Genomic DNA, 21,943 nt, shown 5'->3' with positions numbered 1-21,943 from the left:
TGTTTATCTGCATATCAATCTACACAAACAATACTTTTTACAGTATATGCTGGTGAGCGGAGTGTTTGAAGTCTCTTAGATTCGCATGTTGGGTCTGATTAAAAATTAATTTCTCAATTAGTTAAAAGGGTAATAATGATAATTGGAACATTTTTAAGATATTATAAGACTTATCAAGGAATTAACTATATACCAATTACTGATGAAGATAAGTTTTGTGGGCTGGTTGGTGACAATGGAATAGGGAAAAGCTCAGTTTTGGAGGCGCTTGATACTTTTTTTAATATTAAGCCTTGGAACTTCAACACCGTCACCAAAAAGAGTGGTAAATCATCTACTAAACCCCAGATAGTTCCTGTCTTTCTCCTCGAACGGGCGTATTTTGATGGTGATGTACTTGAAAAAGCAGAGTTGTTAAATGCTGTTGCTTTAAATATTGGAGAAAACGATGTATCTCCTTCACTTAAAAGTCATGCTAAAGCTTTTGTCGAACATAGAGATAGATTAGAAAAAAGGCTAGATTTGGCTGACTTATTAATTATCCCAATTGGGATTGATTATAAAGGTGGAACATCAATATCGCTCTTTAACAACCGCATGATAGTTGAAGGGTTATTAGGAAGTGAAGTAGAAATTACAAAAACTTCCCTATCTGATGATGAACTTGATTCTTTTCAACCTGTTCTAAACAAAATAAAAGAGATAGTTGATTACATCTATATTCCAAGGGAGATAGAACCAGAGCTTTTTACAAAGTTAGAAACTAGCGAAATTCAGGTTCTTATGGGTGAGACTTTAGTTCAGATACTGAGTGAGAGAGTTCCACAGAGACAAATTAACGAGATCAACTCTAGTCTGAATTCTTTCATCGATACACTTGCGCAGGAACTGGAAATATATTCTTACAGGACTCCTACAGATAGGCAACAATATCTCAAGAAAAATGACGTATACAATCTAATAATTCAATCATTCTTTAGTACAAGAAAACTACACAAAAAACAAGGTGAAAATTGGTTAGAGATTAGTTCATTAAGTTCAGGTGAGAAGCAAAAAGCCATAATTAATGTTGCTCATAGCTTGCTTAAAAAGCATAGAGATACAGGTGCAAATTTAATAATAGGAATTGATGAGCCGGAATCATCTTTGCATATGTCCGCATGTTTCGATCAATTTGATGCTTTATATGAAATTAGTCGAGATGCTATGCAGGTTTTATTTTCATCTCACTGGTATGGTTTTTTACCAACAATTGAGACAGGTAGTGCAACCGTAATATCCAAAAAAGATTCAACACATGTTTTCGACATGATTAACTTGGCTAATTATAGAGAGCAAATTAAGCAGTTAACTGGCATATCTAAAGGGCGTCTACCATATGATATAAGGCTTAAGAGCGTTAATGACTTCGTACAGTCAGTAATTACGAGCGCAATTGGTGAAACACCATTTAACTGGATTATTTGTGAAGGATCGTCTGAAAAAGTGTATTTGAGCTATTACTTTCAAGATTTAATAGATTCAAGAAGGTTAAGGATTGTTCCTGTTGGTGGGGCGAAAGAAATCAAAAGGCTTTATAATCACTTATCAATCTCCTATGAAGATTTTCAAGAAGAAATATCAGGGAAGATTATTTTGCTATCTGATACTGATGCTCAATTGGTTAACTATGATGTAAAGAACTATTCGAACCTTTACTGTAAAAGAATAGTTAATTGCATGAAAGATCGAACAACTAAACTTGTCAATATTCAAGCGAATCCAATTTCTCCAGCTACTGAAATCGAAGATGCTTTAAATGGCAAGTTGTTCTATGAAACTTTATGCTCATTTGTTGATATTTACCCTGAACAACTTAGTTTTTTGAGTGAAATAGTAGATGATATTTCTCAAGAAAGTTCAAAAATTGCATTAGATTTAAAGGCTAGCCAATGGGCTAAAATTGAGCAGTTTTTCGATTTAGATAATAATAAGTTTCTATTTTCTAAGCGATATGCTGAGGCCGTAAATGTTGACTACATTGAACCTTCGTGGATAGAAGAGATTAGGAGGTGGTTAAGCTAAATTAAAAAATCTCTGTAATCGGGATTTTACTCGCTTGGCTTCATAATATCAGTGAGAGTAGTCAAGGTTTCGGAATGAATTGGGGGCAGATGAAAAATTAGGAATGAATTGGGGTCAGAATGAATTGGGGTCAGATGAAAAATTAAGATATTTAGGATTTTTTATCTGACCCTAAATTCAAAATTCTCAGAAGCTTGGTGAGTATTTAGAAAGGGGGCCTAGGGCCAAATCCACGACAAGTAACTATTGAACGTGGTGATGATAAAATGCCACCAACACAAGAGCTTGGACACACATGGGAGCGGGTAAGCCCACACAAGTCATGAGAGTAATGTTTCTGCATTTACTGCGAATTTTTATATCCAGAAAGTAAGCTGGTCAATAGAGTCCTTGCCACAAACTTTCAATTTTTTCCTTTAGGTGTTCTTTATATCGATCAACTATTTCTGTATCTGCAAATATTACACACTCAAGATAAATGTCGTTTGATGTTGAATTTATTTTTACATCAAGGGATTGTGGCTGGTTTTTTAGAGTAATAGCATTACTGTTAGATTTTATGATGTTGCTTTCAAAGGATTTAAGTAGTTCTCTGACTTGCTTTTCGTAATCAGCTAGATAGTTATTTTGTTGAATTAATGCGGTTTCATATTCGCACATATTTGCATCCAGATGGTTTGATATCTTTATACGCCCATCTTCACTAGTTAGATCCTCCTCGTACACCTCCGAGTAGAATCTTTCTAGTTCGTCCTTCAGCCACTTTCTATGCTGAATAGCTTTCCGGTGAATTTCTGTAATTTCACCGATTATGCTTAAGTCAAAATAGGCTAATGAAATTGACAGTAGTAAATCATCCCTTTTATCTAATTGGCGTCTTTCTATCCATTCGTCCGATTTAACCCAACCAAAAGTCAGCAGGCCGACAGTGCCGAGTCCGGCTAGCATTGAGCCAACCATAGTCCAAAAATCGGTAGCGTCCATGTAGCTAAGTGCAAGTGAAATTGTCGCACCGAGCGCAGCCCCTGTTATTAGGGTTAGTCCTTCTTTAAGGAAGAAATCAATTATGTGGCTTAGTACAGGTTTTGGAGATGAAGGCTTCTTGTCCATTTTGTATTGTTCCATGTTGGTTCGATTGTTCACGCTAGCCTTTTCATCTTTAGTACAAAGTTAAGAAAGCGTTAGGTGTTGTTTAGCGTTTAAATAATATGTACATTTCAATTGTCTTTATGGAAGTTAGCACACACCAATTAAACATAATATGGAGATTTATATGTCAGATTCTTTTGTTTTAGAGGCTTTATTTATCCAGCAGCGTCTTCAGATATTATCTATGGTCGACTCACTCCCTGATTTCTATGTTTATGCTTGGGAGGAAGGTGTCTACCCTTACTTAGAAGATACAGATGGAACAGTAATTAAAAAGCCACATGAACCTTATGAGTCGTATTTCCGCTATGGCATGCTAATGGTCAAGTCGGTTACAGAATTTATAGATGAGAAATGGATCAATAAAGAAACTGTTACATTCAGAGATCTTGAGCGTCAATTCAAAGGTTATGAGCCACACCAGCTCCAAAGGGTTTGTAGATACTTATTTTTAAAGGGTACGTATGATGATGAACTATGGAATAGTTTTATAACACCTCAGTGCTCTTCTTCTGCTTATGGAATAAAAGCAGACTACGACTCAAGCTCTATCTATTACATTTGATATAGATGGCTAAAGGAGATTGAGCTCTGTGAAAGCTAAAGACTTCGATAAAAAATTTGAGGAAGGTCAGGAAGATATAGTTGATGATCTGGATCTGTCCTCTGCTCGTCGCGTTAATCAGGAACAGAAGCGAAGCAATGTCGACTTCCCAGCTTGGGTTGTGGAATCATTGGATCGTGAGGCTGCGCGTATTGGCGTTACCCGTCAATCTATCATCAAGGTATGGCTTGTGGAGCGTCTTCAGGCAGAATCTGCTAACAAGCTGCTTAATGGTGACAACGCAAGCAACGCACAAAATTAACAAGCCCATCTTTGTAAGCTAGTTATACCAAGGGGTTGGTTTTTTAGTGAAGAAGGTAGTGTTACCACGAAGAAGCCGAGACACGTATTCGTTATGTCTCGGCTTTGTTTTTCGGTACCTCAAGCCCAGAGTAAAACCAAAGAAACACACCACCGCCAAACACCACCGCAAAAAATATTGAGTAAGAATAGAACCATTTTTTCGTTATACTCTGATTTCTTTCTGGAAGTTAAGCGCTAAGTATAAGGAGGTTTTATGTATCTTGATTCCGAAGAGCAGCTCAGAGAATTCTATGGTTATCCAAAAGGGCGCGCCAAAGATAAGCAGTTGCCTTCCTTAGAGCGTCACTCCAGTAACTTTCTCGTGCATTCTCCGTTCGTGACAATTTCGACCTACGCAAAATCTGGCTTTGTTGATTGTTCCCCTCGTGGAGGAAATCCGGGATTCGTAAAAATTATCAATGACAACTGCATTATTTTGCCCGATGGGAAAGGAAACAATCGGCTTGATAGCCTTGTTAATATCATTGAAACGGGGCAAATCGGGTGTTTGTTTTTGATTCCAGGTGTTGATGAAACGCTTCGAATTAACGGGCTTGCTCGTATTTCAACCTCACCTGAATATTTAAACCTGTTTTCTGACGACAGAAACCCACCCAAAACCTGTATTGAGATCACCATCAAAGAAGTGTTTTTACATTGTGCTAAAGCGTTAATGCGCTCTGAACTTTGGTCTTTAAAGGCGCAAATAGATAGGGCGGATTTTCCTACGATGGGAGCGATGATTAATGATCAGCTATCCATAAAGGATGATCCCGAAGCACAAGAAGATATGATTGCTCGATACAAACGGGATTTATGATTTTTATTTTAAGTCCCGTGTATTATTCTGTGCGGCACTTTAGTTTTTTACAGGAGTTCTAGTGGTAAAAGTTCTGGTTAGTTCGTGTTTAGTTGGCAATAAAGTGAGATACAACGCGAGTTGTTTATCCATCCCTGAGTCTGATTTTTCTTGGCTCAGATCGAATGCAGAACTGGTGGTTTTTTGCCCTGAAGTGTCTGCTGGTCTACCGACTCCAAGAGCGCCTGCTGAAATAATCAAAGGAAGAGGAATTGATGTTCTCGACGGTTCTGCAAAGGTGGTTGGGAACGATGGCGTTGATGTAACGGCTCAATTTGTGAGTGGCGCCAAGAAGGCTTTGGAACTTTGCCAAAAGCAACACATAGACTATGCCGTGCTTGCAGAAGGTAGCCCTTCATGTGGCAGTTCAAAAATATACGACGGTACATTTAAGGGAAATAAAATCGATGGCGCAGGTGTAACCGCTACCTTGTTAGAGCGTAATGGCATCAAAGTATATAGCCAGCATACGATAGCGGAACTACGAAGCCTACTAGAGATAGATGTATGAAGTTTAGCGATCAAGTCATTGAATGGATTGAATCTGATAGTGACCGAATGGAAGCGCTTGAACTTGCTTCAACACTTGGTCTGAATGATTGGTGCTTGGCTGCTGGATTTGTTAGAAACTTGATCTGGGATAAGCTCCATAACAAAGAGGTTTTAACGCCATTACCTCAAAGTGATTTCCTAGCTGCTAAGAAATATTATCTTCTCTATCTTTGCTGAGCTAAAATAGCGATCTAATTCATACTTCAATACAAGAGATTTATAAATGACCGCATTTGATACCAAAGTGGAAGAGTTGATCGCTAAGCATCCTCATTTAACCAAGGATGAAGCCATCAAGATCGTCACTGAGAAAAATAACCGCAAGAAACAGAAGAGAAACGAAAGATCCAATAAAGGCGGTGTGAACAAGGGTTAGTAGCACAAAGCCGTTGCTGCCCGTCATGAGCTAACTAAATCAGACCGAAGGTTTATTGCTTATTTAACCCTAAACATCTCCCTTAGTTTTTTAAGTGTGAAGTGATACTATAGTGATACTTTTACTGATGAAGGTGTCACCATGAGAACGGAAGTTGTTACGACGTTAAAGAGACAAGCGACAAAATTGCTTGCCGATTTACATGAAACCAAAGAACCTATTCTCATAACAGAGCATGGTCAACCTTCTGCATACCTGTTAGATGTTACTGATTATGAGCTGATGGTTGAACGGATGAAGATTCTAGAAGGCATTACGAAAGGAGAGCAGGCCATTCGGGATGGCAGAGTGATGGACATGGAGCAGGCCAAAGATAAGATGAGTAAATGGCTCAAATAATTTGGACTGAGCCAGCCTTAGATAATTTAAATGACATTGCTGAGTATGTTTCTGTTAGTAATCTAGAAGCCGCTAAGCAGTTAGTTAACAATGTGTTCAGCCAGGTACAGAGACTCGAGAGTTTTCCAGAATCAGGAAAAGTACCCGAAGAAATTTCGACATTAAATTATCGAGAAGTTGTTGTTAATCCTTGTCGCGTTTTTTACAAGGTAGAACAGGACTCCGTTTATATTCTGCATGTGCTTAGGCAAGAAAGTGACCTACGGAGGTTTTTAGTCTCAGCAGGGGTGACGCGCCGATAACTGCAGGGTTGTGACATTGAATAGCAGCAAAAGGCCCCTTTGCCAGGTTGCAAAGGGGCCTTTTGCTTCAAGTACCAGAAGCCACTATTAAGCACTGTTTAGAGCTGGCTTTAACCTATCACCAACGTAAACATTTGCCACTTCTCGGGGCGTGAAAGCTTCACATAGCAAGTGACTTCTTATCTCGCTTACAGCCATTTTTCCACACATTAGACGCTATGTTTAATGCGCTTTTTCAAAAACTATAGCCATTTTCATCTGCCTCAAAAGTTTTTATGCGTATACTAGCGCCTCATTTACCCGTTTAGGATCATATATGTCGCTTCTGTTTGAAGAGCTGGACAGCCAAGAATCACCGTTGGGTGAGATTTCTCTTCGTAAACGCCGCATTCCAGCCTTGGGCGATCGTGATATTTATGAAGTAAAACTCGGCGATGAGTTTTTGATGTCGAGTATGTTTGTCGCAGCGGAAGAGGCTCTGTCTACACTGGGCTTGGCGAAGGTGCAAGGCGAGCAGCTTAGCGTCGTCGTGGGCGGTTTGGGTCTGGGTTATACTGCGGTTGCAGCGTTGGCCGACGAGCGTATTGCCGAGCTATTGGTGGTGGATGCGTTAGAGACGGTGATTCATTGGCATCAACAAGAAATGGTGCCATTGGGGAAAGTGTTAAACGCTGACCCTCGTAATCGTTATGTATTAGGCAGTTTTTTTGATTTGGCAACAGCGCCTGAAACCGGTTTTGATCCGCAGCATGCGGGTAAGAAGTTTGATGCGATTTTGTTAGACATTGACCATTCGCCAACCGAATATCTGAATCCTTCCAATGCTGGGTTTTATAGCACGGCGAACTTGTCTTTAATGGCGCAGCAGTTGGTTGATGGAGGCGTCTTTGCGATGTGGTCACAGAATCCACCGGAAGACGATTTTATCGCTTTGTTGGGCACTGTATTTGAAACAGTGGAATCCCACTTAGTGAAGTTTGAAAACCCTTTCCAGGGCGGTTTTGCCACTAACTCTGTTTACGTGTGCGAACGTCCGATTCGAAAAGCCTAATGGTTTTCGGTTGACTCTAAGGTTTTAGCAGAGAAAAAAGCTGATGGATTTGTACAAAAGTGGGCCCATGTCAGTTTTGCAATTTTGGTAGTTAGATTGGCAAGCGGTGGGATTGCCTGTCGTTTGCACGCATTGAACAAACTGATCACGACAGGCATCAGCATAGACACTTATCGAACACAGTAGAACACTGAAACCGAGTAAATATCTCACTGGTAAATCTCCGAAGCACAAGCACTGTAATAAGCGCTCTGTGCCGCTTCGAGATCATCTATCAAATTACAACTAGCGGCTTTAGCATAATGTTTCATGGCATTAGCGCAGGCTTGGCTATTGGTTTTAATTGGCGCATTAATTTTAGTACTGCTTGGCGAAGGGCAAGAGTCGCGATAAACAAAGTCGATGGAAAAGCTTTGCGTTTGCCCACTGCCGTTTGTTTGTCCACTAGATAGGCTGTTTTGACTAGCTGATGCTTGCTTCATTTGGGAATTGAGGCCATTCACCGTCGCTTGTAAATTATTCATTGAGGAGTCGTTAGAGTAGCTATCTTGAATAATGCTACTGATGATTTCCGTTTGCGAATTAATATCTAGCTCGCCTAAACCACCCGCTAGTGCCCCAACGCCCATCGCCATAGCTTTACCCCAATCAAACCCTGAGTCTTCTTCTTGCTGGGCAATAGCCGCTTCTATTTGGCGGTTTTGTTTTGTCAGTTTTTGTGCAGTCTCTTGGCTGGCTTTTTCTACCTCGTTAAGAAGGCTCTTATAGCGTTTGATCACCACTACTTGTTGTTGCATAGCTTGAGGATCATCTGAGGCAAAATTTTTCGCGTTATTCCAGCTCTGGCAAATAGTTTTCGATTGATTGGTAAGAATTTGGTTGGCCTCATTGGCGGCACTGATGACATTTTTCTGAGTCAATCCCAATGAGCGAGCGTTAAAATCGTAGCAAGCATTAGATGAGCTTAATGAGCAAGAGCAATCGCTTCTAAGCTGATTGTTAAGGGAAACTAGCTCTTGCTTCGCGGTCATCAGCTGATGTTGAGACCTTCCTTGATAAATGTTTTCCAGAGAAAGCTCCCCTTGCTTTGTTGGGGTTTTATCCATCATAGCCCCTATGGAAATGCTTAACTCTGGTTTTGTTTCTGCTTTTGCTGCTTCTGTTTTAATAGCCTCTTCAAAAGCCGCGGTGGACGATGCTTGAGAACCATTAGCTTGAAAACCACTAGCTTGAGAGCCCCTAGAGCTACTTTCCTGATCTTCGTTCATTAGTGATTCAAGTGATAGGGCATTCGCCTTCACACCAAACAAAAATATGACGCTAACAAACGTTATCGATACAAAATAAATTAAGCGCTGGTTTATCTTCATTAGATTCTCTTCGCACAGCCCAATATGCTAGTTAAATACTATGGTATATAGCAAAAAATTGTATTATGGTCTTAACTATTTCTAAAGCTAAACTATAGTACAAGTAGAGACTTTATGAACATATCCTTTTCTAAAATCACAAAGCCCTGTGCATTAATACTTCTTCTGATCCTTACAGGATGCTCTTCACAACCCGCATTAATTTCTGCCACTAGGAATAATGATGTGGCAGAAGTAGAAAGCCTACTGAGTTATGGTTATAACCCAAATGTCCGTAACTATACTGAGAGCTATGACCATGGGCGCACTCCCGTTTACTACGCCGCAGAAGGCGGTTACAACTCTCTGGTAAAAAAACTGATTGCGGCTGGAGCAGATGTAAACCAAGCTTCCGATGAACAATGGACTCCTCTCTTAGTTGCCGTGCGATACAGTGGCAACCTTGAAACCATACGTATTTTGGTCGAAGCTGATGTAAATATCCATTTCACCAATAACTATGGCACAAACGCTTTAATGCTCGCTACTTATACGGGCAAGGCTGATATAGTGCAATATCTGCTCGGCCTGGGAATGGACCCTGAAATTAAAAACAATGATGGAAAAGATACTTACGGCTACGCCAAAGATAATAAAGACGTTTCCTCAGATATGATCCACCAATACAGAGAAGCCTATTTACTAAAGCAAAAAATGGCTGGAATTGAAAATCGCATAAAAGAAATTGAAGCTCGTGACGAAGGGCTCCCTGAGTCGCTAAAACACGACAAATACCTTATCGCTTATACCGATGCCTTAAAACAAGAAGAGTATTTAGATGCGGTTATATACGCCAATTTACTTGATAAGCTTAATACTCCAATGGAAGATGCGTTTTATTATTTCTGGGGAGAAGCTTTGCTAAAATTGGAAGATCCAGAGCAAGCTAAAAGTAAACTTAATGAATACCTAAAGCGTACAGGTTCTGGCGGAAAATACTATACACAAGCCTTAAGGCTGATTATTCAAGCGGAAGCTTAGCTCGCGACTAGCAGATATAATACCTACAGGAAAAACAAAAAAGACCGATGCTTCACTCATCGGTCTTTTTTCATTTCGAATTTCTAATAATCCAAGGCCATTTCTGCCATTTTCATGGTGTTTTCAAATGACGCGCAGCCAGCGATAAATAAGCCGTTATGACAGAACATGGCGTCGTCTAACCCAGTGACGTCTTGTAGTTCTTTGTCGGACAATCCGGCCCATGGCGCAGGAAGTTTTTTGCGATCTTCAAACGAGCCGAGTTCGACTGGCACGGTTTGTATGCGCCATTGCCCTGTTTGCGAAGGGTAAACCATAAACAATGCATCTTGTGATAGTCTAAGTACGGTGGTTTTCCACGGTGTGTATTGTTCTAACACGATGACTCTTGGGTCTTCGGCTTTTTCGATGGCATTGGCGACGATGGCTTTTGCATTTACGCCACCGCTTGCCGCGGCGATGAATCGAGTTAAGATGCGTGAAGCAAAGGCTACCGCTTCATCGAAACAAGCGTCAAAGTCGCTTTCTTCTTGCCATGTTGGGTTAAACATGGAGATGGTTTGGCTCAGGCTAATGCCTGTTTGTACGCCTTCTACGTGTCCGCAGTCTATGGCGTCGATGGTGGATACTAAATTTTTATCCAATGAGTTAGCGACTTCTTGGTCACCTGCACATATTTCTAGACCGTATTTTTGCCAAATTAAGCCAAAAGATGAGAATGGGATGCCGTTTTCTCGTGCGCCGGCGCCACCTTTTTGGTGGTGATCAAAACGGCCTTGTTCTGCGTCGTAAATACCGCCTACGTCTAGCACTATATCGGCTTTCGCCATGACGTTTAAGTCACGTGTGCGTATTATTTTTGCAGACGGAAAAAGGTGTTTAAGTGCCGCTACGGCAAATACGTCGTCTGCGTGAAAGTTGCCATTGTGCGTCGCGATTACTTGAACTTGTTCGGTCATTCTACAGTCTCTTTTATTGATATCATTTCACTTAACAGCACACACGTCACTTCACAGTACATACGTACTAAAGGTCGGCATTTTACGGGGTTTTAATGGTGGGTGACACCCTTCGTTTCAACTGTATCTAAGACAAGCTTGTGTAAAAGCCAATAAGAATAGTGTGGAATCACTGAATTTGTCGGGAAAGGGTAAAGATAGTCTAGGCGTTGTTTTGCTCGCTCTGCGCTTATTGTTAAGCTGAAAAAATAGGAATATGATTCCTAAAACCTTAGGGGAGTAGTCTCTCAGCTTTGTCTGAGATAACCGTCAACAGTCTCCGAACAGTCGTTCGTGGCGGTTATATCCAGTTTGTTTGGATTGACAAGACTTAAGGCAAGCGTTGTTCTCGGGGTGGAGGGCAATTCTTGCCTTCTGTCATTTCCACCCCGAGGGTAAGACTGTGTTTCCTATCATTGCTTTTCTAACTTTCGTGTTTTGTTTGTTGAGATCGTTACGATTTCTGTCCACTGTTTTTTATACATCGCGTTTTTTCTTTATTCGTGAGGTGATGCTATGACGCTCGCTATTTTAGCCTTGTTAGGCGGTTTTGTTTTGTTGGTGTGGAGCGCGGATCGTTTTGTGGAAGGGGCGGCGGTTACGGCGAAATACGCAGGTATGCCGCCTTTATTGATCGGTATGGTGATTGTGGGGTTTGGAACCTCGGCACCTGAAATGGTGGTCTCTGCCATGGCGGCGTTGGACGGTAATCCTGATTTGGCATTGGGGAATGCGTTGGGTTCCAATATTGTGAATACAGGGCTGATTCTGGGTGTGACGGCTTTGATTGCGCCGATCATGGTGCAATCCAATATCGTCCGAAAAGAGCTGCCCTTGTTGTTGCTAATAGGTTTGTTATTTGGCTATTTTATTTGGGATGGATCGTTAACTCGTGTTGAAGCTGTGCTCTTGCTGGTCGGCTTTTTTGCCTTGATTGGTTGGAGTATCTTTTCTGCTATGAGAGGCAAAGGTGATGCGCTGGAAGGCGATATGGAGGAAGACCTAGTCGCACATTCTATGTCGATGAAAAAAGCCATTTTTTGGTTGGTTTTTGGACTGGTTCTTTTGATAATCAGTTCTCGTGTACTTGTATGGGGAGCTGTTAATATCGCTCACGCATTTGGTGTTAGTGATTTGATTATTGGCCTCACGATTGTCGCATTGGGAACCTCTTTACCAGAATTGGCAGCTTCTATTATTGCCGTTAGAAAAGGTGAGCATGATATTGCCATTGGCAATGTGGTTGGTTCTAACATGTTTAACATATTGGCCGTGATAGGGATTGCGGGAGTAATATCGCCAATGCAAAATTTGTCGGCCGATGTGCTGTCCCGTGATTGGTCGGTGATGATGGCAATGACGGTTGTTTTGTTGATGATGGCATATGGCTTTCGTCGAGCGGGTCGTATCAATCGCTATGAAGGTTTAGGCTTGTTGCTTGCTTTTGCTGCTTATAATGTCTGGTTGGTTTCATCAGTCATTGCATAATATGAAATTTTATTGATTAAGATAGAAACTAAGAAGAGAAGTATATGGAAGAGTTATTCGCTCAATTTTGGCAAAATCATTCAAATACCATTATTACGCTTGGATATAGAGTTGTATTGGCAATTGTTATATACACAGCCAGTTCATTTATAGCAAAGGCAGTACGTAAGGCCATTCTGAATACAAATTCTAAGCTTAATAAGCTGGATGCAACCTTGACTCCTATATTTTCAACCGTCGCCAGTTATGCTGTTTATGTTATCGGCGGTGTGTTCATTTTAGATATATTTGGTGTCAACACGGCCAGTCTTATTGCTTTGGTTGGTGCGGCAGGTTTGGCTGTTGGCTTAGCTCTGAAAGACACGCTAAGTAACATTGCCGCGGGGATTATGTTGCTGATATTACGGCCTTTTCGAGCCGGCGACTTTATTGAGTTTGGTTCAACACAAGGTACGGTAAAAGAAATCAATTTATTTACCTGCGTGTTTGAAACGGTTGATGGCTTATATATTGCTTCACCTAATAGTGTTTTGTGGGGCGATAATATTAAGAACTTTACTCGTAATGGAAAGAGACGAATGGATATTATTGTCGGAATATCTTATTCGGATTCGATTGATGTCGGTTTGTCTGTATTGCGAAAAATCATTGAAAGCGAATCTCGATTGTTGTCTGATCCCGTTCCTCAGACAATGGTGGTTTCTATGTTGGACAGTTCGGTAAATATTCAGCTTAGGGCGTGGGCAAAAAACGATGACTATTGGCCAACTTACTGGGATTTAAATAAGCGAGTGAAAGAGTCGATTGAAGCGGCTGGCTTGACGATTCCGTTCCCACAACGAACCTTGCATGTGGTTAGTGAGCAGGGTGCACAGGCTTTGAAAGAGAAGCTATAAAGGCTTTTGATCTAAGTAACTGAAAGCAAGATAAAGTCTAAATTTACTGGTTTAGCCGCCTCTGGAATAGCATTATTCAGGGCGGCTAAGCATTATTTTGGCTTTTGTTTTGTTTTCTATTTTATTCGTAGAGCGTGCTTATTGCCAAATTTCAACTCGGTTACGGCCTTGTTCTTTGGCTTTGTATAAAGCTTGGTCGGCAAGTCGAAGTAAATCAGAATAATTTTCAACTTGATGAGAAAACGCCACGCCCATACTGACTGTCATGGTTAAATCGGCCGCTATGTCACTATAGTCGTAGGTTTCAATACAGTGACGTATATTTTCGCAATAAGCCGCCACATCAGTATCATCCATGCCTTTGATCATCAGTGTAAACTCTTCACCACCCCAGCGAGCAGCATGTACTTTATTATCGACAAGCTGCTGAAGCTGATTGGCGAGCGCTTTTATTGCTTTATCTCCGATCAGGTGCGAGTAGTGGTCATTGATTTTTTTGAAGTGATCAATGTCCATAATAACCAAGGCGAGTGTGACCTTCTTATGTTTGGCCTGAATAAATTTATCGCTAAGCCATTTGTCAAAAGCACGTCGATTTGGTAGCCCTGTCAATTTATCCTCGTTAGCTTGGCGTTTAAAATCTTCTGATTGTTGGCGTAAAGCATAGGTTTGTTTTTCGATTAAGGCCTTTAGTTTTAATTCGCTCTTTTGCAATCGATGTATGCGCCATTTTATGCTGCCAGCTAAAAAGATTAATACTAAGAATGCTAAGCTTATTTGTACCTCTAATCGTTGCCAGAAGTGAGGTAAAATAGTGAACTCATAAACCTGATCTGCATTATTCCAATCACTATAAGGGTAGCGTGCGCTGACAAGGAATTGGTATTTACCTGGTGCTAAATTGGTGTACTCGGCAATAGTGTTCTTGCCTCTTGAGGCCCAGTTCTCTTCAAAACCGACTAGCCTTGTTCTATATTCAATACGGGATGACATAATATATCCCAAGCCCGCATAGTTAAATGCTACCCGATTGGTACCGGGGGGTAATATGTTTTCTTGATTGGCTGACAGCTCGACGCCATCCGCTATTATGGATTCTATAGAAATCGGTAAACGCGTCGTATTTTTCTGCGAGATAGACGAACTGTCTATCATGGCAACGCCTTTCGCGGTGGCAAACCATAGTTTGCCATTATCCATGGCCACAGCAGCGGGGTTAGATCCACCATTAGCTTGAGCGCTTGCTAAACCATCGCTTTCAGAGAAGTGTTCAAATGCTATTTTGCTTTGACGGCCATCAGCCACAGCATGAGCTGCATGGTAATCTATTCGCCAAATACCGCGATTACTGGTCAGCCAGAGGCCATTGGTACCGTCGTAAACGACTTGGAATAGCTTGTCAATCGGCAATCCTGAGCGCCGACCCACTAAGCCCAATTGATCATTTTGCTGGTTATAACGAATTAAACCGCGATCTGTGGCAATCCACACATAACCTGCTTCTATCCAGAAGCCAAAGGCATATTCAGCATCTTCAAGATCGTGAATTGGAACAATTTCAAAACCGCTCGCTGTTAATTTGGCAACGCCAATACCTGTTCCTACCCAAAGCTGACCTCGATCATCTTCCGCTAAGGCCATAATATAATTATCAGGCAAGCCATTATTACGAGTGAAAATAGTTTGTTGTCCTGAAGCGTCCCGTTTAACAAGGCCGTTCGTGGTGCCAATCCATAAATTACCGCGACTGTCTTCCAAGATGGATCTCACTTCATCACTGGGTAATCCATTATTATGATCAAATTGAGGCGATAGCTGTTGGTCTTTCCACAGCATGAGACCTTTGAGATAAGTGCCCACCCAAATACCGCCATCGTGGCGCTTGGCAAAACTAAGAACAGAAATAGGATTGTTATTATTCGTTTGGGCATTCTGGGCAATATTATTGCTTATCAGACTAAGCCCTTCACTTGAACCCACCAAAACGGACTTATTATCAATGTTGATAACGCTGCGAACATAATCGCCGACGAGCCTGCGTTTTTTTGTCCAAGTGGTAAAAGGGGCTTTACGAAGTCGCATCAAACCGCCATTGGTGCCAATCCAAACGCTGCCTTCAAAATCCTGTAATATCGACAACACCCGATTATTTGGCAAACCTGACTCTGTGTTTAGTCTTTCAATTTGATGGTTACTTACTCTTACCACGCCATTTTTAATCGTGCCTAACCACAGATTGTATTCATCGTCTTCCATCAAGGTGGTAATGGCTTCGCCAGCCAAACTTGGGTGCAATAATGTGGCTCGTTGATCATCTATGACATAAGCACCTCTTTCTGTTGCTACCAACATTTTTCCATCGTGTGTTTCTAGCATGGAATAAACATGTAGTCCGGGAAGGTTGTATTGCGCTAATACCTCTAGTTTGTTTTGCCCATTAACTTGAAATAAACCTTTGTTTGTTGCTGCCCAAACTCTACCTTTACTGTCTTCAAGCAATCGATATGCACTAATATTCTGTAATGCCCAAGCTTCTTCTGTAACACCTTCTGCATTACTTGGCTTTGCTCGATGAAACACACCCAAGCCTTCAACAGCTATCCAAAGGTCACCAGAACTGTCTTTGATTAAGTGGTTAACCATACTGGGAGCGGCAAAGTGAGGTTGCCAATTATCGCCATGACGATAGGTGATTCCGCCTCGAACACCAGCAATCCATAAACCATTATTAGCGTCAGACACTAGCGTGCGAATACCTGAGTCAAGAATCCCTTTTTCGGTTGAGCGCTCATAAAAACGGAAATCGCGACCATTGTAACGGGCAACACCTTCCCATGTGGCGAACCATAAATAGCCATCGGAAGTCTGCGCTATGGCATTAATACTGTTGTGTGGCAGGCCTTCGTGAGTAGACCAATTGTCTTTGAAATAATCTGAAAGAGGGATAGATGTGTTTGCATGAGCTAAATTAAAAGCGCATAGCAGCACAACCCCAATTATCACTTGTGACGAATGGATAAGCGTCATATTTCCCTCATACTTATACAGATTAGTAACATCGAGTTTGGCTGTGCTTTTCGATAAAGACGGTTCTTAAATCGTGATATATATTTCTTAGATCTAGGTTTTCTATATTTTTTTATTGCTTCTTAATATGAAACGAATACTAAAAGTGGATAGTAAAAACATTATTAAATTAGCCGGATACTACCACAAAGAATTTTAATGAAATGTTTCCAAATGTTACTGAAATGCCGACTTCAGCCTAGAAAATTGTGAAATTTAGGTCTAATTCACAAATGATGACAGAGTTTCTAGAGTGATTTTTACCATCTATAAATTCTGCTTATAGTTTATGCCTGAATTTAGATAGCAAAAAGGGGGCGTTAAAATATTGTTGTAACGTGACGGTAGGAAAAGTAGAACGAAATATTTGTGAATAAGAAAGTAAAAGACAGGTTTTAATAGCTAACCTGTCTTTACTGTCAGGATTAAAATATCAGTAGCACTTAGCGCCTTTATTTTGCGCGATTAAAGCTTCATAAACTGGAAGGTTTTTTGGCAAATTTGCTTGTAAGTTTTTAATACGATTAGAATTTGATGGGTGAGTCGACAACAACTCAGGTGTTTTGCTTTCACCACCAGCACTCATATTGCGCCATAGTTGAACGCTTTCTCGTGGGTCAAAGCCCGCTTTTGCCATGTATTCTAAGCCCAACAAATCAGCCTCAGACTCATGGGAACGACTGAAAGGCAAAATAATACCGACTTGAGCACCAAGCCCCAATGCTTGGAAAATCGCGATTTTCTCCGGCGATTCCTCACCACTCAACTGATAACCTAATGACAAAGCCTGGCTCGTCGCTAACTGAGTTGAAACTCGTTCGTTACCGTGTCGTGCAATCACATGTGCCAACTCGTGACCAACCACTGCGGCTAATTGGGATTGATTATCTGCCACAGTCAATAAGCCAGTGTAAACGCCCACCTTATAACCTGGTAGAGCAAAGGCATTAACCTGTTCATCATTAAACAACACCACTTCCCATTCTTGGTTACGGTATTTATCTGGCAATACCGCAATCAGAGTATCCGCCACACACTGTACTTGTTTGCGTAACTTTGCATCCGAAGATGCAGGTGTTTCTTTCTTCATCTCAGTAAAAGACTGAACGCCCATCTCATTCATCTGACTATCCGGCAACACAGCAAACTGCTTACGACCTGTCGGCGAAGAGCTACAACCCACCATCACAACCAACGCCGCAGCTAGCGCTGCCTTAAAAGAAACTTTCATAAACCCCATCGTAAAACCGCCTTGAAAACTGCATGGACTATTAGATATAGCCACTATTATAGAGAAGGGTTTTCGTTAGAAGCAAATGGAGATCAGCGAGTTTGTTAGAGGTTTTGTCAGAGCTATGACAAATATTAGTCAACATCATGTAGGATCAAACATTGTTGCTCTGAAGCCTTTATAAATCGTTCTACTATTTTATTCACACCTTGTCCTAAAAAATGTAAACGATTCTTTACAATTCCAATATCTATCTTGAGTTAGGATATTAAATGCTCTAGGTGCAGAGCATATCTTTTAATGCAAGGAAAGCGACTAAAGTATTGAGATGCATATGATGCATTTCGCTCCCTTAATATAAGCTTTGGTTGAGAATATCTTGAAGCAATTGCAGACTGCATATTTTTATTTTATTTCGTTGTTTTTTGCTACCGCATTCTTATGTTTGTCGGCAAACGTATTTGCGCAGGATGTGAATTTAGATGACGGTTGGGAATATGCGTGGGGAGACTCTACGTTTAACCCTGACGGTGTTCCCTTATGGACTCAACAAGATAATTTAGCAGATTGGCAACCCATTGCTTTTCCAGCCAATCCCCCCGCTCGTGGTGCACACCATAATGTTTGGTTTCGTATAACGCTTCCGCAACATGTTTACAGAGATCCTGTATTTTTTGCGTCCAGTATCGATTTATTGGCTGAAGTATATTTGGATGGTGAGCTTATTTATAAGCATGGTCAGTTAGATCAAAATGGCATGGGGCCATTTGCTGGTTGGCCTTGGCACATGATTACTCTGCCTGAGGATTTTGCGGGAAAAACACTCTATTTTCGGGTGTATTCAGATTATATCAGTATTGGTTTTTGGGGAGAGCGAAAACTCACTGAGCGAGTTGATGCTCTCACACAAATTATTGAAGAATCTCTGCAAGGTTTTATTGTCGCTGGCGTGACAATTTTTATTGCTTTGATGGCGGCCATTTTTGCCATGTTAAAAGGTCAGCGTCGCCAATTTCTGAATGTATGTCTCTTTTCCCTTGCGGCAGCGGGTTTAGTATTGGGAGACATCCCTGCCATGAAGCTTATCTGGGATCAACCCTTACTGTGGAACTATATTGGTGCGTATGCGTATTTTTTATTGCCGATTCCGATGTTTATGTTGTTGGCTGAGTGGTTATCAGATGCCGGTTTAGAGGTTCGTCATTTTCAGTGGTTATGGCGCGCTCATGTTGTATTTTTGTTGTTAGCGGCAATTGGAAGTGTGCTTGGGCTCCTTCATCTTACCCAGCTTTATCCTGCATTTGATGGCATGTTTATCGTGACGTCACTCTTGTTAGTCGTCTCTGTGCTATTGGTGTTTAACCGTGTTCGTCTCGAGCAAAAATTACTCATCCTAGCTTACTTTGGTTTTTGCGCTGTCATGATGCTTGATATGGCGGTTGCACATAATTGGATCTCGTGGAGTTCTGTTCCTGTTTCTAGTGGTGCGCTGCTATTTTCTATCGCGATAATTGGCTTATCTTTTAACCACTATCTGTCGACTCAGCGCCGATTGGCGAAGCTGAATATTTCATTAGAGTCTAAAGTCATTGAGCGTACCGAGCAGCTTAGTATCATGGTAAAGCAAGAGGCACTTCGCGCTAATGGGCTGTTATTTCAACAGGAAAAGAATGAAATTGTCAGTGATGTCATCGTTGAGCTGGAAAGCTGTCATACACTAGAAATGGGAATTGAAAAGATAGCCAATAACATTGAAGCGCTTTGCATGCCTTTTTCTGGTGTATTTAGCATAGCGAGTACCGATGGGTGGCAAAAGGTCCATAGCTGGGGGCAGGGAATTAACGCTCCTCTCCCTGATAATACCGCGCTGATTAAGCTTAAGTTTAATAACGAGCAGGGCGTTTTTCCATTTAGATTCGTTAATCAGCAAGGTTCTGTTCGTTATGTTGCGATGCTGCAAGTTCAGGCAACAGAAGTGCTCAATGGTTATCCCATTGCGCACTTTATGAAACTGCTAAAGCGAGCCATAGAAAAAATAAACATTACCTTAGCGAATATAGCCTTACGCGAGGAACTGCAACGTTTCTCCTATGAAGACGAGCTCACAGGGTTAAAAAACCGACGCTTTTTTTCTGAAGTCATGGAATGTGAAATTGCAGCGGCAGAACGAAATCAAGAAGCGTTATCCCTACTGATTTGTGATATCGATTACTTTAAAACCTTCAACGACACCTATGGTCACCCTGCGGGTGATGAAGCACTAAAAACCCTTGCCAGCCTACTGAGTCACTTTTTCCATGAAGGCGATATTGTTTGTCGTTTAGGAGGTGAAGAGTTTGTCGTTGTTATGCCAAGAGTCAGAAGTGAAGACTGCCTACGTAAAGCCGAGCAACTGAGGGCCGCTGTTGAAAAAACGCAAATAGAGTATGAAGGGAATTTGCTCGAAAATATCACCATATCCATTGGTATCTCAAGCTGGCCAGAACAAACTACAGATCCGCGACAATTATTCCAACAAACAGACTCTGCCTTGTACCAAGCCAAAGAAAGTGGCCGCAACTGTATTCGGATAACGGAAAAGTAGTTCAATAACATCATGACCTGCGAAACCAGATAGGCTGCCAAGCAATTGGCGGCCTTTTTCGTTATTGATTTAAAAGACTTAAGTTGTATCATTTGACAAAAGTTACGCGTGCAAGAATGGAAGTGGCAACTTAACATTGGTGAGTTGAAGCGAAAGGGCTAGCGGGTAAACGACTATCTTGTGTCATATTATGGAGTCGCGCTAAAATGCATTCTAGTAATGTTGTATCCAGTTTACAGTGCAGATATAAAAGGAGCTTATTTTGCAGCCATTAGCTATTTATCCACAACCTGATCGGCCTTCCAATCCCACACCTCTAGAAATGGCTATTTATAACTATGAGTTAAAAGCCAAAGCTTTTTATGATAGAAAAGCAAAACTGCGAGGTTCAAAAGACTCAGAAATAATTGATAGATTAAATCAAGACTATAATCACCTCGAAAAAGAGCGCAAGAGGTTAGAGTCGATTACCGTGATACAAGAATCTTTAGACGCGTATAGAGCTGCTAACGAATTATCAGATGAAGAAACTTTACTCAAAGAAAATCACCATCCAACCAATAAACTTGCTAGGTTTTTGACTGCGGTAGGGGAACCTAAGCCGACAGTTAAGCATGAGGCTCATCATATAATTCCTGGAAAAGGTCGTTTTGTAGCAATGCCTTTGCTTAGAGCCCGCTTGCAATTACATACACATGGAATAGGTATCAATGATCCTATGAATGGAGTGTGGTTATATGGTACCGAAAAAGGTAAGGATTTTGATTGGGCAACGGCGGATACCGTTTCTCATCGACGTCTTCATAGGCATAACTATGAGTTGTGGATTTCGGATACGTTAAGAGCCCAAGTAAATAAAACCCAATTTGTGAATTTGTTGAGACAAGTTAAATTAAAGATTAAAATGGGAACAATGCCACAAAATGTAATGATGCCAAAAAATAAGGCTTAGGATGGTGAGTTTTGATTTATGTTCCAAGGAATTATGAAAACACATGTGATGTAATTGATTTTGATTATTTTGAGGTTGTGGAAAAAATTAAGACGAAAATGAGCGATAATGTCAATCCATTACACTATTTGATGAATATGCATCATGAAAATAATACTTTAACTGAATTTTGGCCTGAGACGATATGTTTTAAATATTTACGAGACGCTAAGGAAGCTAACGTTGATATTAATATTCTGGCTGGTCTGATTTTTTTAAGTGAAAAAGCACATGATACGTTATTTAAGTTGCTTTCTTCGTATGGCGAGTTTTTGAAAATTAATGTTGAAGGAGACTTGAAATACCTTTTCAACCCTCTTGTTTTTGGTAAAGAAGATCTGGTTTTAAGTGAAAGAGACTATTTTGATGGGCTTCCCGTTGGCTATAAGAGTATAGTTTTTAAAAGTGACGATGTAGATAAAAAAGTTATTTTTAAGAGTAAGCTAGGTGGTGCAGAGTTTTATTGTAATGATGACTTTGTTGATGCCTACAATACCTATTGTTTGACTGGTATCAATTTTACACCTCTCGTTGATTTTACCTATAAAGATTTCATTGGTGCTTGAGTGATATAAATGAAATATAAATAAGTTCAATCATGAAGCAAACGAGTAGTGCTTTTAAGCTATGCATGAAAATG

At 40.8% G+C, this 21,943-nt stretch carries 21 protein-coding genes; 16 read left to right on the top strand and 5 right to left on the bottom strand.

The features are described from left to right. Positions 1 to 135 precede the first annotated feature (135 nt). Positions 136 to 2,064 (top strand): AAA family ATPase, encoded by a 1,929-nt coding sequence (locus tag CYL31_RS13235; RefSeq protein WP_212915679.1) that lies wholly within the window; start codon positions 136 to 138, stop codon positions 2,062 to 2,064. A 378-nt stretch (positions 2,065 to 2,442) separates the two neighbouring features. Here the strand turns inward: CYL31_RS13235 and CYL31_RS13230 are convergent, their stop codons facing one another. Further along, complete coding sequence (locus CYL31_RS13230; RefSeq protein WP_212915678.1) at positions 2,443 to 3,174, bottom strand: hypothetical protein; 732 nt, start codon at positions 3,172 to 3,174, stop codon at positions 2,443 to 2,445. 163 nt (positions 3,175 to 3,337) lie between these two features. Between CYL31_RS13230 and CYL31_RS13225 the strand changes: the two genes are divergently transcribed. The 9 genes from CYL31_RS13225 to CYL31_RS13185 all read left to right on the top strand — a co-directional run bounded on the left by CYL31_RS13225 (position 3,338) and on the right by CYL31_RS13185 (position 7,659). Next, entirely contained in the window at positions 3,338 to 3,778 is a 441-nt protein-coding gene (locus CYL31_RS13225) for a hypothetical protein (protein ID WP_212915677.1), read from the top strand. 28 nt (positions 3,779 to 3,806) lie between these two features. Beyond that, complete coding sequence (brnA, locus tag CYL31_RS13220) at positions 3,807 to 4,079, top strand: type II toxin-antitoxin system BrnA family antitoxin (RefSeq protein ID WP_212915676.1); 273 nt, start codon at positions 3,807 to 3,809, stop codon at positions 4,077 to 4,079. 255 nt (positions 4,080 to 4,334) lie between these two features. Continuing rightward, a complete protein-coding gene (locus CYL31_RS13215; protein WP_212915675.1) occupies positions 4,335 to 4,940 on the top strand; it encodes a pyridoxamine 5'-phosphate oxidase family protein in 606 nt (201 codons plus the stop codon). Between the two features lie 61 nt (positions 4,941 to 5,001). Then, positions 5,002 to 5,490 (top strand): 2-thiouracil desulfurase family protein, encoded by a 489-nt coding sequence (locus tag CYL31_RS13210; RefSeq protein ID WP_212915674.1) that lies wholly within the window; start codon positions 5,002 to 5,004, stop codon positions 5,488 to 5,490. Continuing rightward, entirely contained in the window at positions 5,487 to 5,708 is a 222-nt protein-coding gene (locus CYL31_RS13205) for a nucleotidyltransferase family protein (RefSeq protein ID WP_283248205.1), read from the top strand. The genes CYL31_RS13210 and CYL31_RS13205 overlap by 4 nt, the downstream gene beginning before the upstream one ends. 46 nt (positions 5,709 to 5,754) lie before the next feature. Beyond that, a complete protein-coding gene (locus tag CYL31_RS13200) occupies positions 5,755 to 5,907 on the top strand; it encodes a hypothetical protein (RefSeq protein WP_205114951.1) in 153 nt (50 codons plus the stop codon). A gap of 141 nt (positions 5,908 to 6,048) precedes the next feature. Then, on the top strand, positions 6,049 to 6,306 hold the full coding sequence (locus CYL31_RS13195; protein WP_212915673.1) for a type II toxin-antitoxin system Phd/YefM family antitoxin: 258 nt from the start codon (positions 6,049 to 6,051) through the stop codon (positions 6,304 to 6,306). Then, positions 6,294 to 6,608: a type II toxin-antitoxin system RelE/ParE family toxin gene (locus CYL31_RS13190; protein ID WP_212915672.1), complete on the top strand. Its 315-nt coding sequence runs from the start codon at positions 6,294 to 6,296 to the stop codon at positions 6,606 to 6,608. Before CYL31_RS13195 ends, CYL31_RS13190 begins: the two co-directional genes overlap by 13 nt. Before the next feature lie 316 nt (positions 6,609 to 6,924). Next, positions 6,925 to 7,659 carry a spermidine synthase gene (locus CYL31_RS13185; RefSeq protein WP_212915671.1) on the top strand — a complete coding sequence of 245 codons (735 nt, stop codon included), beginning with the start codon at positions 6,925 to 6,927 and terminating at the stop codon, positions 7,657 to 7,659. A gap of 209 nt (positions 7,660 to 7,868) precedes the next feature. On the opposite strand, the gene CYL31_RS13180 is transcribed toward CYL31_RS13185, so the two are convergent. Beyond that, the gene (locus CYL31_RS13180; protein WP_212915670.1) at positions 7,869 to 9,029 is read right to left on the bottom strand and encodes a hypothetical protein; all 1,161 of its coding nucleotides are present in this window, start codon (positions 9,027 to 9,029) and stop codon (positions 7,869 to 7,871) included. Positions 9,030 to 9,143: 114 nt separating this feature from the next. Here CYL31_RS13180 and CYL31_RS13175 point away from each other — a divergent pair, with 114 nt between their 5' ends. Beyond that, positions 9,144 to 10,049: an ankyrin repeat domain-containing protein gene (locus CYL31_RS13175; protein WP_249411577.1), complete on the top strand. Its 906-nt coding sequence runs from the start codon at positions 9,144 to 9,146 to the stop codon at positions 10,047 to 10,049. An 83-nt stretch (positions 10,050 to 10,132) separates the two neighbouring features. On the opposite strand, the gene CYL31_RS13170 is transcribed toward CYL31_RS13175, so the two are convergent. After that, positions 10,133 to 11,008, bottom strand: coding sequence for an MYG1 family protein (locus CYL31_RS13170; RefSeq protein WP_212915668.1), 876 nt, complete (start codon positions 11,006 to 11,008; stop codon positions 10,133 to 10,135). Positions 11,009 to 11,563: 555 nt separating this feature from the next. On the opposite strand from CYL31_RS13170, the gene CYL31_RS13165 reads away from it, so the two are divergent. Both CYL31_RS13165 and CYL31_RS13160 read left to right on the top strand, forming a co-directional pair. After that, a complete protein-coding gene (locus CYL31_RS13165; protein ID WP_212915667.1) occupies positions 11,564 to 12,535 on the top strand; it encodes a calcium/sodium antiporter in 972 nt (323 codons plus the stop codon). Between the two features lie 44 nt (positions 12,536 to 12,579). Then, complete coding sequence (locus tag CYL31_RS13160; RefSeq protein ID WP_212915666.1) at positions 12,580 to 13,431, top strand: mechanosensitive ion channel family protein; 852 nt, start codon at positions 12,580 to 12,582, stop codon at positions 13,429 to 13,431. A gap of 138 nt (positions 13,432 to 13,569) precedes the next feature. On the opposite strand, the gene CYL31_RS13155 is transcribed toward CYL31_RS13160, so the two are convergent. Next, positions 13,570 to 16,458 carry a ligand-binding sensor domain-containing diguanylate cyclase gene (locus CYL31_RS13155; RefSeq protein WP_212915665.1) on the bottom strand — a complete coding sequence of 963 codons (2,889 nt, stop codon included), beginning with the start codon at positions 16,456 to 16,458 and terminating at the stop codon, positions 13,570 to 13,572. A 472-nt stretch (positions 16,459 to 16,930) separates the two neighbouring features. Continuing rightward, entirely contained in the window at positions 16,931 to 17,728 is a 798-nt protein-coding gene (locus tag CYL31_RS13150) for a M48 family metallopeptidase (protein WP_212915664.1), read from the bottom strand. Between the two features lie 379 nt (positions 17,729 to 18,107). Between CYL31_RS13150 and CYL31_RS13145 the strand changes: the two genes are divergently transcribed. The 3 genes from CYL31_RS13145 (at position 18,108) to CYL31_RS13135 (ending at position 21,869) form a co-directional block, all read left to right on the top strand. After that, on the top strand, positions 18,108 to 20,312 hold the full coding sequence (locus CYL31_RS13145) for a GGDEF domain-containing protein (RefSeq protein ID WP_212915663.1): 2,205 nt from the start codon (positions 18,108 to 18,110) through the stop codon (positions 20,310 to 20,312). Positions 20,313 to 20,574: 262 nt separating this feature from the next. Next, a complete protein-coding gene (locus CYL31_RS13140; RefSeq protein WP_212915662.1) occupies positions 20,575 to 21,264 on the top strand; it encodes an AHH domain-containing protein in 690 nt (229 codons plus the stop codon). Between the two features lie 11 nt (positions 21,265 to 21,275). Further along, entirely contained in the window at positions 21,276 to 21,869 is a 594-nt protein-coding gene (locus CYL31_RS13135) for a hypothetical protein (protein WP_212915661.1), read from the top strand. Positions 21,870 to 21,943: the final 74 nt, after the last annotated feature.

The organism is Marinomonas sp. A3A (assembly GCF_018336955.1).
Lineage (GTDB): Bacteria > Pseudomonadota > Gammaproteobacteria > Pseudomonadales > Marinomonadaceae > Marinomonas > Marinomonas lutimaris.
This window is presented reverse-complemented; position numbering and strand designations above follow the sequence as displayed.